The sequence below is a fragment of the Streptomyces xantholiticus genome, assembly GCF_014651015.1.
Lineage (GTDB): Bacteria > Actinomycetota > Actinomycetes > Streptomycetales > Streptomycetaceae > Streptomyces > Streptomyces xantholiticus.
Map to the genome: position 1 here is coordinate 266,062 of NZ_BMWB01000003.1, position 12,687 is coordinate 278,748.

Genomic DNA, 12,687 nt, shown 5'->3' on the forward strand with positions numbered 1-12,687 from the left:
ATGCCGCCGACCATAACGCATCCGCGCCCACGGCGCCGCAGCGACGTCTCGGGGCGGGCGGACGTGTGCGGGACGTCTCACTTGGTGAGCGGGGGCGTGGACGTCCTCAGGGACCCCGTAATGTTGACAGCGTGACCGTGAACGCTAAGACCACCTCCGCTGGTGGCAACACCTGGCGAAACCTGCCCGCGGCGCAGCAGCCTGAGTACCCCGATGCCGAGGCTCTGCGCGAAGTAGTCGCGGACCTCGAGTCGTATCCGCCGCTCGTCTTCGCGGGCGAGTGCGACCAGCTGCGCGCCCGGATGGGAGCAGTCGCCAAGGGCGAGGCGTTCCTGCTCCAGGGCGGCGACTGTGCCGAGGCCTTCGACGCCGTCTCCGCCGACCACATCCGCAACAAGCTGAAGACGCTGCTCCAGATGGGCGCGGTCCTCACCTACGCCGCGTCCGTGCCCGTGGTGAAGGTCGGCCGGATCGCCGGCCAGTACTCGAAGCCGCGCTCCAAGCCGACCGAGACCCGCGACGGCGTGACTCTGCCGACCTACCGCGGCGACTCCGTCAACGGCTTCGACTTCACCGAGGCGGCCCGCGTCCCGGACCCCGAGCGCCTCAAGCGGATGTACCACGCCTCCGCGTCGACGCTCAACCTGGTGCGCGCCTTCACCACCGGCGGCTACGCCGACCTGCGTCAGGTGCACGCCTGGAACCAGGACTTCGTGAAGTCGTCGCCGTCCGGTCAGCGCTACGAGCAGCTCGCGCGCGAAATCGACAACGCGCTCAACTTCATGAAGGCGTGCGGCACCGACCCGGCGGAGTTCCGCACGGTCGAGTTCTACGCCTCGCACGAGGCCCTGCTGCTGGACTACGAGTCGGCCCTGACCCGTACCGACTCCCGCACCGGCCGGCTGTACAACACCTCGGGCCACATGGTCTGGATCGGTGAGCGCACCCGCCAGCTCGACGGCGCGCACATCGAGTTCGCATCCGAGATCCGCAACCCGATCGGCATCAAGCTGGGGCCGACGACGACGGTGGACGAGGCGCTGACCTACATCGACCGCCTCGACCCCGATCGCGAGCCCGGCCGGCTGACCTTCATCGTCCGCATGGGGGCCGACAAGGTCCGCGACAAGCTCCCCGAGCTCGTCGAGAAGGTCACGGCCTCGGGTGCGACGGTCGCCTGGGTGACCGACCCGATGCACGGCAACACCTTCGAGGCGGCGTCCGGACACAAGACCCGCCGCTTCGACGACGTGCTCGACGAGGTCAAGGGCTTCTTCGAGGTCCACAAGGCGCTCGGCACCCACCCGGGCGGCATCCATGTCGAGCTCACCGGTGACGACGTGACCGAGTGCGTGGGCGGTGGCGACGAGATCTTCGTCGACGATCTGCACCAGCGCTACGAGACGGCCTGCGACCCGCGGCTGAACCGCAGCCAGTCCCTGGACCTGGCGTTCCTGGTGGCGGAGATGTACCGCGACCAGTAGTGAGGGACCGATGACGGTGGGGCGTGGATCGATGTGATCCACGCCCCACCGTCATATGCGGGACTTTTGTCCTCCCCGTACGGCGGGTAAGGTTAGGTTAGCCTCACCGATCAGTCGGGACGGCGACATCAATCGATCCCGTCGGGAGGTGAACCGCGTGTACGTCTGCTCATGCTTCGGCATCACGGAGAAGCAGGTCGAGGAACACGCGGCGGCCGGTGCCTGCACTCCCCGCCAGATTGCGTCCGTCTCCAAGGCCGGCACGGACTGCGGTTCGTGTGTGCGGCGCATCCAGGGAATTCTCGGCCGCGGTGCCTGCCCCCGCCGTGAACTGCTCGAGCAGGGCAGGGGCGCGTCCGTGCTGGCCGCGGACCCCGAGGGCACCCGTCCGGTGCTGGACGAAGCCGCGTAGCAGCCTTCCGGCCGCCTGCCCTCCGGCGTTCGCTAGCTCTCCGGCTGCTCGATCAGCTGGGCGATGTACAGCGCCTCACCGAGCTTGTCGACCAGGTCCAGCTGGGTGTCGAGGTAGTCGATGTGGTGTTCCTCGTCGGCGAGGATCGACTCGAAGATGTTCGCCGAGGTGATGTCCCCCTTCGCCCGCATGACCTCGATGCCTCGCCTGAGGCGGTCGATCGCCTCGACCTCGACCTGCCGGTCGGCCTGGAACATCTCGGTGACCGTCTGGCCGACCCGCACATGGAACAGCCGCTGGTAATTGGGCAGGCCGTCCAGGAAGAGGATCCGGTCGGTGAGCACCTCCGCGTGCTTCATCTCGTCGAAGGACTCGGCACGGGTGTACTTGGCGAGCTTCGTCCAGCCGAAGTTCTCCTGCATCTTCGCGTGCAGGAAGTACTGGTTGATCGCGGTCAACTCGGCAGTCAGCTGCTCATTGAGGAACTCGATGACCTCGGGGTCGCCCTGCATCGCAGAGGCTCCTTCCGCGCGTGTGACTGGGCAGGTTCGCGCATCCTTGCACCGTGACAACGGGGCGTCCAGTAAGTGCACGCTTAGTAGGAGTTGCCCGAATCGGGCCAGACCTGGTCATGACCACCCCTCCCGGTCTGTCACCATTGAAGGCATGGGTCAGCCGGAGAGCCGGGATTACCGCGCACAAGAGGAGTCCGAGCTTCCGCCGGGGCAGCGACTGCAGCGAGGCTGGCCTGTCACCCACTACGGGCCCGTGCCCAAGTTCAAGCCGGACCGCTGGGAGTTCAGGGTCTTCGGCGCCACCGCCGACGGCGAGAAGCACTGCTGGAACCACGAGGAGTTCTCCGCGCTGCCCTTCTCGACCGTCGTGGCCGATCTGCACTGCGTGACGAAGTTCAGCATGCTGGGGGCCGAATGGGGTGGGGTGTCCGCCCGTACGGTCGTGGAGCTCGCGCCGCCCTCGTCCGCCGTCAGTCATGTGATGGTCTGGGCGGAGTACGGGTTCAGCGCCAATCTGCGTCTCTCGGACTTCTTGGCGGACCGTACGATCTTCGCCACCCACAAGGACGGTGAGCTGCTCACCGCCGAGCACGGCTTTCCACTGCGTCTGGTGGTGCCGCATCTGTACGCCTGGAAGGGGCCCAAATGGGTCCGCGGCGTCGAGTACATGACGGCCGACCGCCGCGGCTTCTGGGAGGAGCGGGGCTATCACAATGTCGGTGACCCCTGGCGGGAGCAGCGCTACTCCTACCAGGAGGAGCCGGGGGACGGCCCGGAGCTCTGAGCCCCGGGCCGGCGGGCCCGCCCCTTGGTCCCAGTGGTGGTACAGGCCGGCACTATGGCGAGGGCCGTGGCCGTGATGCGTGTGCGCCGGTTATTTACCCCCCAGGGGTATTACTGTCATGCTCGGCGGAGTCTCTTCAGCCGCGCCACGTCGGCGGCGTGCCCCTCCTTGCCACCCGGGGTCTCGATGATCAACGGCACACCTTGCGTGGCGGGATGCGCCATGAGCTCACGGAACGGCTCTTCGCCGATGTGTCCCGAGCCAATGTTCTCGTGACGGTCCTTGTGTGCCCCGGCCACATCTTTCGAGTCATTCGCGTGGATCAGCTTCAGCCGGCCCTCACCCACCGTCCCCACCAGCAGGTCCAGTGTCTGCCGCACCCCACCCGGGGCCGCCAGATCGTGCCCGGCGGCGAAGATGTGGCAGGTGTCCAGGCAGACGCCCAGCTTGGGATGCGCGTCGAGCGCCTCGAAATACGGACCGAAGTCCCAGGTCCGGGAACAGAGCGAGGAGCCCTGCCCGGCCGTCGACTCGAGGAGCAGGAACGGGTCGTCGTCGTGCGTCAGCTCGTCCAGCAGCGGCAGCATCCGCTCCCGCACCTGCGCCAGCGCCACCTCACGGGCCCGGCCTCCCGTCGCGGAACCGGTGTGCACCACCACGCCGAGCGCGCCGATCTCCCGCGCCCTGCGCAGCGAGTGACGCAGGGAGAGGACGGACTGCTCGACCGTCGCCTCGGTGTGGGAGCCGAAGTTGATCAGATACGGGGCATGCACCCAGGCCGAGATGGACTCGGCGGCGCACTCGGCCCGGAACTTCTCGTCCTGGGCCGGGTTGCCCTTGGGCGTGGCCCAGCCTCGTGGATTGGCCACGAAGACCTGGACGGTCTCCGCACCCAGCTCCCTCGCATAGCCGAGCCCGGTCGTGGCGAGGCCGCCGGCCACGGGGACGTGGCCGCCGACAGGATTGCGCATCAGAACTAGAGCCCCTTGGTCTTGATGGTGATCGTGCTGCCCTCGGGTGCCTGGCCGCCGCCCTCGACGGACTGGCTCTCGACCTCGTCGCCGAGGAAGGGGAAGTTCTTCTCGACCTGTACCACGAAGCCGGCCGCCTCCAGCTCGGCCGTGGCGTCGTCGACGTTGTCGCCGACGACGTCGGGGACGTCGACCATCCGCGGCCCCTTGGAGACCGTGAGTGTGACCGTGTCGCCGCGGGCCAGCCTGGTGCCCTCTGCCGCCGACTGCCGGGCGACCGAACCGGCCTCCTCGGCCGAGTGGATCCGCTCGTCCGCGACCTCGACCTTCAGGCCCGCCTCCTCGAGCTCGGCGGTCGCGTCCTCGACGGCATCGCCCGTCACATCGGGGACGTCGATCGGGGCGCCCTTGCTGACCACGAGCGACACCGCGGTGTCAGGGCTGCGGCTGCTGCCCGCGGCCGGGTCGGTGCGGATCACCGAGCCCTGCGCGACGCTCTCGTCGAATTCCCTGGTCACCACGCCCGGTGCGAGTCCCGCCTTGCGGAGCTCGCGCTGGGCCCGTGCCAACGGCTTGTTCACCACGTCCGGGACCTCCACGATCTCCGGACCGCGCGAGAGGGTGATCGTCACGGAGCCGTTGCCCCGTATCCGTTCGTTCGTCCCCGGGTCGGTCTTGATGACGGTGCCGCGTGCGACGGTGTCGCTGAAGTCGTGGCGGACCGACTTCACCTCGAGTCCGGCCTTGTCGAGCGCCTGCCGGGCCTCCGTCTCGCTCTTGCCGATCAGAGCCGGGACTCGGGTGAACTGGCCCGAGTTGATGTACCAGACTCCGGCACCGACCCCGAGAACGGCGACCACCGCGAGCAGCAGTGCGAGCAGACCACGGCGGGACAGCGGGACGCCCCGGCCGGCCGAGCGGACCGGCTCCTGCTCCGGCCGCTCCTCAGGCGGCAGGATCAGCCGGGCCGTGTGGTGCACGCCGGGCTCCTCGCGGGGAAGGGCCCTTGGGATCACATCCGTGCGGTCCTCCTCGGACGAGGCGTCGGCCGCCCGGTGCTCCGTACGGGCCTGCGGCGGCGCCGCGTCCAGCTGCTCGGCGCACAGAGCCGCCCGGACCTCGCGCGTCCGAGCCAGAAGTTCCACCGCGTCGTGGGGGCGGACGTCGGGATTGCGGGCGGTCGCGCTCGCGACCAGCTCGTCGAGCTCGACGGCGAGCCCCGGGAAGAGAGCGGACGGCGCCGGCACATCGGCGTTCAGATGCCGGAAGAGCACCTGCGCCGGGGTGTCGCCCCCGTGCGGCTTCCCACCGGTCAGCATCTCGTAGAGGACCACCCCGCACGCGTACACATCGGCGCGGGTGTCGGCGGTGCCGTACTCGATCTGCTCCGGCGCCAGGTAGGAAACGGTGCCGAGGACGGTGCCGGACGTGTTGGTGACGGAACCGACCGCCCGTACGAGACCGAAGTCGGCGACCTTGACCCGGCCGTCGTCCCCTATCAGCACGTTCTCCGGCTTCATGTCCCGGTGCACGAACCCGGCCCTGTGCGCGGCGCCGAGCGCCGCCAATACGGGCTCCAGGATGTCGAGCGCGGCCCGCGGCTGCAGCGCGCCGCGCTCGCGCAGCACGTCACGGAGCGTGCATCCCTCGACGTACTCCATCGCCAGGTAGACGTACGCGCCCTGAGCGCCCTGGTCGAAGACGCCCACCACGTTGGGATGGGCGAGCCGGGCGACGGACTTGGCCTCGCGGATGAAGCGCTCCACGAACGTGGCGTCCCTGGCGAGGTCGGGGTGCATCACCTTGAGGGCGAGCACCCGGTCGAGCCGGGTGTCGACGGCCCGGTAGACCGTGGCCATGCCGCCGACGGCGATGCGCTCATCGACTCGGTAGCGGCCGTCGAGCACCTGCCCGACGAGGGGGTCCTGGAGGGTCGTATCCACGCGCCGATTCTACGAGCAGGGTCGGACGGGGCGGACGGTCGTGCGGGGGCGGGGCGCGACTGCAGCCGACCTGTGACGCATGCCTCCGCCTGCCACGGGCCCCGCCGTCCTCCCCCACGCCTGGCGGCGCAAGGGACCCCACGATCCGTTCTACGGGGCTTCTCCCCGTGGGCCGGCTGATTTGGTGGAGCGAAAGCGGGTCCGTCCGGTGACCTCGGACACCGTGCGAAGCGCGGTACCGGTGTCCGCGGCGGAGCCCCGGTTCCGGGATGGCGGTACCACCCCCACGCCGCCGGCGGGGTGGGGGTGGTACCGCACCCGCGGCGCGCCCGCACCCGCGGCCATAGCCCACCAGCGGCCGCGCCCGGTCAGAAGGCCGGCCGCTCCGGGTCCAGGAGCGCCCGCCCCGTCACCGGCGACGACGCCTCCGCGAAGTGCCGTCGTGGGATCCGGCCCGCCCGGTACGCCAGCCGTCCCGCCTCCACCGCGTGCCGCATCGCCTCCGCCATCAGCACCGGCTCCTGCGCCCGCGTCACCGCCGACGCCAGCATCACCGCCGCGCAGCCCAGCTCCATCGCCAGTGCCGCGTCCGAGGCCGTGCCGGCGCCGGCGTCCAGGACCACCGGCACGCCCGCCTGCTCGACGATCAGCTGGAAGTTGTGGGGGTTGCGGATGCCGAGGCCGGAACCGATGGGCGAACCGAGCGGCATGATCGCGGCGCAGCCCACGTCCTCCAGTTTCCGTGCGAGCACCGGGTCGTCGTTCGTGTACGGAAGGACGGTGAAGCCGTCGTCGACCAGCGCCTCCGCCGCGTCCAGCAGTTCCACCGCGTCCGGCAGCAGCGTCCGCTCGTCCGCGACGACCTCGAGCTTGATCCAGTCGGTGCCCAGGGCCTCCCGTGCCAGACGCGCGGTGAGGACGGCCTCGCCCGCGGTGAAGCAGCCCGCCGTGTTCGGCAGGACCCGGATGCCGAGCCGGTTCAGTACGGACAGCACGGACCCCTGGACGGTCGGATCGAGGCGGCGCATCGCGACGGTGGTGAGTTCCGTCCCGCTCGCGACCAGGGAGCGTTCGAGCACGTCGAGGCTGGGCGCCCCGCCCGTACCCATGATCAGGCGGGAGTCGAACGTCGTCCCGCCGATGGTGAAACGGTCGTCTGCCATGCCGGCTCAGCCTCCCTGCACTGCGGTGAGGATCTCGACGCGGTCGCCGTCGCCGAGCCGGGTGCCGGGCCACTGGCTGCGCGGGACGACGGTCTCGTTGACGGCCGCGGCCACTCCCGACGGCGCCGCGGTGAGCTCCGTGACGACCACGTCCAGCGTGGTCCCTGCGGCGAGCACACGAGCCTCGCCGTTGACGGAGATGTTCATACGGACTGCTCCTGAAGGCGGGTCTCCCGAAGGACGGGCTCGTAAGAAGCGACCCGCTGGACCATGGGGGACGAGAACCGGCCCGGCGAGAAGGCCCGTGCGATCTCGGGCAGTTCACCGCTGACCAGTGCCTCCGCCAGCACATCGCCGGTCACGGGCGTCAGCAGCACCCCGTTGCGGTAGTGGCCCGTGGCCAGCAGCAGCCCCGGCAGCTCGGTGAAGCCCAGCAGCGGCGCGTTGTCCGGCGAGCCCGGCCGCAGTCCGGCCCGGGTCTCCACCAGGGGCAGCTCGGTGATGCCGGGAACGAGTTCGTGCGCGTCGCGCAGCAGCTCGTACACCCCGCCGGCGGTTACGGTCGTGTCCCAGCCCAGCTCCTCGCTGGTCGCGCCGACGACCAGCTCGCCGTCCTCGCGCGGCACGAGGTAGACATGGCTGCCGCGCACCACCGCACGCACCGTGCGGGAGAGGAACGGTGCGTAGGGGCGCGGCACGGTCAGCCGCAGGACCTGGCCCTTCACCGGCCGTACGGGCACGAGCACGTCCGCCGGTACGCCTTCCAGCCTTCCGCTCAGGCTGCCGCCCGCCAACACGACCTGACCGGCGGACAGTTCACCGCCGTCGGCGAGCACCGCCCCGGTCGCCCGGTCGCCTTCGACGACCAGCCGCTCCGCCCAGGTGCGGCGGAGGTCGACCCCGGCCCGCTCACAGGCCACGACCAGTGCCGCCGCGAGCCGCCGCGGGTCGACCTGATGGTCGCCGTCCACCCGCAGCCCGCCGCGTACGCCGGGCGCGAGCATCGGTTCGAGGCGGCGGCACTCGCGGCCGGAGAGCCACTCGGACTCGAGCCCCGACCGGCGCTGCAGCGCGTGCAGTTCACGCAGATGCGCGCGGTCGTCGGCGTCGAGTGCGACGGCGAGCGTGCCGCAGGAGCGGTAGCCCACCTGCTGTCCGCTCGCCTCCTCCAGTTCGGCGACGAAGGCCGGATAGCGGCGCGCGGATTCGAGGTTGAGGCCGAGCAGCGTGTGCTCGCCGTAGTGGAGTTCGGTGACGGCGGCCAGCATGCCGGCCGCGACCTGTGCGGCGCCACCGCCCGGCGCCGGGTCGGTGACGGCGACCCGCAGTCCCTGCTGCGCGGCGCGCCAGGCCGTGACCAGGCCGATGATTCCGCCTCCCACGACAAGGACGTCGGGGATGTGTGGTGAATGGGACGACATGGGCGTCCAGCCCCTCCCTTCGCCGGCATGACCCGGATCAGGTTCGTACGGTCGGAGGCCGGCCAGCCTCCCTCTCAGCCCGGTGCGTCCGGGCTCCCGCGAGTGCCTTACGGTGGCCACCCTAGCCTCCCGCCCCGACGCGCAGTAAGGGAGCCGCAGCAGTGGCGAAGACCCTCGACGGACTCGTTCTCTCACCGGTCGCGGACCAGGCTCCGGGCCAGGTCGGCACCAGGACCCGGTTCACGTACCACGAGGAGCAGGGCCGGATCTGGGCCGAGTACGAGGGCGGCGACGTGGTACGGGGCCACCTCGTGGGGACGCGGGAAGGCGACCGGCTGGACTTCCGTTATGTCCAGCTGAAGACCGACGGCGGCACCTCCGGCGGCCACTGTGTGTCCACGGTCGTGGAGCTGCCGGACGGGCGGGTGCGGCTGGATGAGACCTGGGAGTGGGAGTCCCAGGAGGGAAGCGGGACGAGCGTGGTGGAGGAACTGCCTTCCTGACCTGCCGTCACATACGTAAGGTGTCCAGGTGGACGAACGGCAGCAGCAGACAGCAGGGCGGCGGCGCGTGGTGATCGTCGGCGCGGGAATGGCCGGTGTCCGGACCGCGGTCGCACTTCGTGACCGGGGATTCGACGGCCCGGTCACCGTGATCGGCGCGGAACCGCACCAGCCGTACGACCGGCCCCCGCTGTCGAAGGCCGTCCTGCTCGGGACGGCGGAGGGATCCGCCTTCGACATCGACTTCGAGGCCCTCGACATCGAACTGCGTCTCGGCGTCGAGGTGACCCGGGTGCGTACGGACGCCCATGAGGTGGACACCGCGGCCGGCCCCGTACCGTACGACGCGCTGGTGCTGGCCACCGGCGCGGAGCCGGTCACCCTGCCGGGCTCCGTCGGTGTCCCGGGCGTCCATCTGCTGCGCACGCTGGACGACGCCGCGCGACTGCGGCCCCTCCTCGCCGAGAAACACGACATCGTCGTGGTCGGCGCAGGGTGGATCGGCGCGGAATTCGCGACCGCGGCACGCCAGGCCGGCTGTGCCGTCACCGTCGTCGAGGCCGCCGACCGCCCGCTCGCCGGCACCATGCCCGCGGAGGTCGCCGCCCCGATGGCCGCCTGGTACGCGCAGTACGGGGCCGAACTGCTCACCGGCGCCCGGGTCGCCGGCATCGAGCCGGGCGCCGTCGTCCTGGCAGGCGGCCGCAAAGTCCCCGCCGGCGCCGTCGTCGTCGGCATCGGCGCCCGGCCCGCCACCGGCCTGCTCGCGGGCTCCGGCATCGAGCTGGGTCCCGAGGGAGAGGTCGTCGCCGACCGGTATCTGCGCGCCTCCGCCCCCGATGTGTACGCCGTCGGGGACTGCGCCTCGTACCCGTCCGACCGCTACGGGGAGCGGCTGCTCGTCCACCACTGGGACAACGCGCTCCAAGGGCCGCGCACGGTGGCGGCGAACATCGTCGGCGGCGACGAGGACCTCGAGCCGTACGACCCGGTGCCGTACTTCTGGTCAGAGCAGTTCGGCCGTTTCGTCCAGTACGCGGGCCATCACGGCGCCGCGGACACCCTGCTGCGGCGCGGCGACCCTGCGGAGGACTCCTGGTCGGTGCTGTGGCTGCGCGACGGCGCCCTGGTGGCCCTGCTGGCCGTCGGCATACCGCGGGACCTGGCGCAGGGGCGCAAGCTGATCATGTCCGGGGCGGTGCTGGACCCGGATCGGGCCGCCGACCCGTCCGTCCCTCTGAAGGCGGCGGCACAGTAGGTCCCGGCTACCGACTGTCGGTCCTGGATGGCAGGCTTGTCCCGTGACCGAGATTGACGCAAATATCGATGCTCTCGTCCCCGCCTGGCTCCACCTGCCGGACATCGCGGAAATGCTCGACGTCGAGGTGACGCGCGTGCGGCAGCTGGTCAAGGAGGGCCAGCTGATCGCCGTGCGCCGTGGTGAGAACCGGACGCTCCAGGTGCCTGCCGCCTTCATCGACGGCAACAAGGTGGTCAAGGGCCTCTCCGGCACCCTGACGCTCCTGAAGGACGACGGCTTCACCGACGAAGAGATGCTGGAGTGGCTCTTCACTCCCGACCCGAGCCTGCCGGGCACGCCCGCGCAGGCGCTCAGCGAGAATCGCGGTACGGAGGTGAAGCGCCGGGCTCAGGCGCTCGCCGTCTGACGCATCGGAAAACATCATCACGGCCGGATGTACGGGCCGGGCCGCCCGGCCCGTACATCCGGCCGCCCGACGGGGGGATCGCCTCATGCCCACGGCTCGCGCGCTGCTGTCCGACGCCCGGCTCTATCTGTGCACGGACGCCCGCAAGCGGCAGGGTGACCTGCCCGAGTTCCTCGACGCCGTGCTGGCGTCCGGCGTGGACATCGTGCAGCTGCGCGACAAGGGCATGGAGGCCGGTGAGGAGCTGGAGCACCTCCAGGTGTTCGCCGACGCCTGCCGCAGGCACCGCAAGCTCCTCGCGGTGAACGACCGCGCCGACGTGGCGCACGCCATCGGCGCCGACGTGCTGCACCTGGGCCAGGGCGACCTGCCGGTGCCCGCCGCACGCGCGATCCTCGGCGACGGCGTGCTGATCGGCCGCTCGACGCACTCCGAGTCCGAGGCCGCGGCCGCCAGGGCCGAGCCGGGCGTGGACTACTTCTGCACCGGCCCGTGCTGGCCCACCCCCACCAAGCCCGGCCGGCACGCCCCCGGCCTGGACCTGGTGCGGTACGCGGCGGGACTTGGCGGCGACAGGCCGTGGTTCGCCATCGGGGGCATCGACGCGAGCAATCTGGACGAGGTGCTGGACGCCGGGGCACGCAGGATCGTCGTCGTACGGGCGGTCACCGAGGCCGACGACCCGGGCGCGGCCGCGGCCGGTCTGGCGCAGCGGATCAGGGCCCGCTCGTCCTGACCTCCGGCTGCCGGCGGCTGCGGTGGTCATCCGGCGGTTGATCGTCCGTTTTCTGTCCAAGGGGTGGACAGGAGATGGACAAAGAAGACAAATTTCCCTGATTCGGTTGGGTGGCCGCTGACGTCTGGCTAACCTGCCCGTATGGCCCTCGGTACTGCTTCCACCAGAACGGATCGCGCACGAACGGTGCGCGACCTGCTTGCGACGGGCAAGACGTCGTACTCGTTCGAGTTCTGGGCGCCCAAGACCGAAAAGGGCGAGCGGAACCTGTGGAACGCACTGCGCAGGGTCGAAGCGGTCGCTCCCAACTTCGTCTCCGTGACCTACGGCGCGGGCGGCTCCACCCGGGCCGGCACGGTCAAGGCCACCCAGCAGATCGCCGCCGACACCACCCTCACCCCCGTCGCCCACCTCACCGCGGTGAACCACTCCGTCGCCGAGCTGCGCAACATGATCGGCCAGTACGCGGACGCGGGCATCCGCAACATCCTCGCCGTCCGGGGCGACCCGCCCGGCGACCCGATGGGCGAGTGGGTCAAGCACCCCGAAGGGGTGCAGTACGCGGCCGACCTGGTCCGGCTCATCAAGGAGTCCGGTGACTTCTGCGTCGGCGTGGCCGCCTTCCCGGAGATGCACCCGCGCTCCAGTGGCTGGGACGAGGACATCCGGCACTTCGTGGACAAGTGCCGCGCCGGTGCCGACTACGCGATCACGCAGATGTTCTTCCGGCCCGAGGACTATCTGCGGCTTCGCGACCGGGTCGGTGCAGCGGGTTGCGAAACCCCGATCATCCCCGAGATCATGCCCGTCACCAGCGTCAAACAGATCGAGCGGTTCGCCACCCTCAGCAACGCGCACTTCCCGGCGGAGCTGCAGATGCGGATCCTCGCCGTCAAGGACGATCCGGCGGCTGTACGCTCCATTGGCATCGAGTTCGCGACGGAGTTCTGCGCGAGGTTGCTCGCCGAGGGTGTCCCGGGGCTGCACTTCATCACGCTCAACAACTCCACCGCGACGCTCGAAATCTACGAGAATCTCGGACTGCACGAGCAGTCGTGACCGGCCGTACCCGCCCCGCCCCGGGGCGG

Annotated in this window: 14 protein-coding genes and 1 riboswitch; of the genes, 8 read left to right on the top strand and 6 right to left on the bottom strand. The window is 70.5% G+C overall.

Going from position 1 to position 12,687, the window contains the following annotated elements:
* Positions 1–131 precede the first annotated feature (131 nt).
* Together IE198_RS07735 and IE198_RS07740 are read left to right on the top strand one after the other, a co-directional pair.
* Entirely contained in the window at positions 132–1,484 is a 1,353-nt protein-coding gene (locus tag IE198_RS07735; protein WP_189884099.1) for a class II 3-deoxy-7-phosphoheptulonate synthase, read from the top strand.
* Positions 1,485–1,632: 148 nt separating this feature from the next.
* Complete coding sequence (locus tag IE198_RS07740) at positions 1,633–1,896, top strand: (2Fe-2S)-binding protein (protein WP_189884100.1); 264 nt, start codon at positions 1,633–1,635, stop codon at positions 1,894–1,896.
* Positions 1,897–1,928: 32 nt separating this feature from the next.
* Here the strand turns inward: IE198_RS07740 and bfr are convergent, their stop codons facing one another.
* Complete coding sequence (bfr, locus tag IE198_RS07745) at positions 1,929–2,408, bottom strand: bacterioferritin (RefSeq protein WP_100106715.1); 480 nt, start codon at positions 2,406–2,408, stop codon at positions 1,929–1,931.
* 154 nt (positions 2,409–2,562) lie between these two features.
* On the opposite strand from bfr, the gene IE198_RS07750 reads away from it, so the two are divergent.
* Positions 2,563–3,195 carry a sulfite oxidase-like oxidoreductase gene (locus IE198_RS07750; RefSeq protein ID WP_189884101.1) on the top strand — a complete coding sequence of 211 codons (633 nt, stop codon included), beginning with the start codon at positions 2,563–2,565 and terminating at the stop codon, positions 3,193–3,195.
* Positions 3,196–3,311: 116 nt separating this feature from the next.
* On the opposite strand, the gene IE198_RS07755 is transcribed toward IE198_RS07750, so the two are convergent.
* The 5 genes from IE198_RS07755 to thiO all read right to left on the bottom strand — a co-directional run bounded on the left by IE198_RS07755 (position 3,312) and on the right by thiO (position 8,693).
* Positions 3,312–4,166, bottom strand: a complete 855-nt coding sequence (locus IE198_RS07755; protein ID WP_189884103.1) for a deoxyribonuclease IV — start codon at positions 4,164–4,166, stop codon at positions 3,312–3,314.
* A 5-nt stretch (positions 4,167–4,171) separates the two neighbouring features.
* Complete coding sequence (gene pknB / locus IE198_RS07760) at positions 4,172–6,109, bottom strand: Stk1 family PASTA domain-containing Ser/Thr kinase (protein ID WP_189884105.1); 1,938 nt, start codon at positions 6,107–6,109, stop codon at positions 4,172–4,174.
* Between the two features lie 368 nt (positions 6,110–6,477).
* Positions 6,478–7,272: a thiazole synthase gene (locus tag IE198_RS07765; RefSeq protein ID WP_189884107.1), complete on the bottom strand. Its 795-nt coding sequence runs from the start codon at positions 7,270–7,272 to the stop codon at positions 6,478–6,480.
* A 6-nt stretch (positions 7,273–7,278) separates the two neighbouring features.
* Complete coding sequence (gene thiS, locus IE198_RS07770) at positions 7,279–7,479, bottom strand: sulfur carrier protein ThiS (protein ID WP_189884110.1); 201 nt, start codon at positions 7,477–7,479, stop codon at positions 7,279–7,281.
* A complete protein-coding gene (thiO, locus tag IE198_RS07775; protein ID WP_189884112.1) occupies positions 7,476–8,693 on the bottom strand; it encodes a glycine oxidase ThiO in 1,218 nt (405 codons plus the stop codon). The genes thiS and thiO overlap by 4 nt, the downstream gene beginning before the upstream one ends.
* Positions 8,691–8,803, bottom strand: a riboswitch (TPP riboswitch). (Overlaps the previous gene by 3 nt.)
* 51 nt (positions 8,804–8,854) lie before the next feature.
* On the opposite strand from thiO, the gene IE198_RS07780 reads away from it, so the two are divergent.
* The 5 genes from IE198_RS07780 (at position 8,855) to metF (ending at position 12,658) form a co-directional block, all read left to right on the top strand.
* Positions 8,855–9,196: an avidin-fold protein gene (locus tag IE198_RS07780; RefSeq protein WP_189884114.1), complete on the top strand. Its 342-nt coding sequence runs from the start codon at positions 8,855–8,857 to the stop codon at positions 9,194–9,196.
* 28 nt (positions 9,197–9,224) lie between these two features.
* On the top strand, positions 9,225–10,454 hold the full coding sequence (locus IE198_RS07785; RefSeq protein WP_189884115.1) for an NAD(P)/FAD-dependent oxidoreductase: 1,230 nt from the start codon (positions 9,225–9,227) through the stop codon (positions 10,452–10,454).
* Between the two features lie 43 nt (positions 10,455–10,497).
* Complete coding sequence (locus tag IE198_RS07790; RefSeq protein ID WP_189884117.1) at positions 10,498–10,863, top strand: Rv2175c family DNA-binding protein; 366 nt, start codon at positions 10,498–10,500, stop codon at positions 10,861–10,863.
* A gap of 85 nt (positions 10,864–10,948) precedes the next feature.
* Positions 10,949–11,599, top strand: a complete 651-nt coding sequence (gene thiE / locus IE198_RS07795; RefSeq protein WP_189884118.1) for a thiamine phosphate synthase — start codon at positions 10,949–10,951, stop codon at positions 11,597–11,599.
* Between the two features lie 141 nt (positions 11,600–11,740).
* Complete coding sequence (metF, locus tag IE198_RS07800; RefSeq protein ID WP_189884120.1) at positions 11,741–12,658, top strand: methylenetetrahydrofolate reductase [NAD(P)H]; 918 nt, start codon at positions 11,741–11,743, stop codon at positions 12,656–12,658.
* Positions 12,659–12,687: the final 29 nt, after the last annotated feature.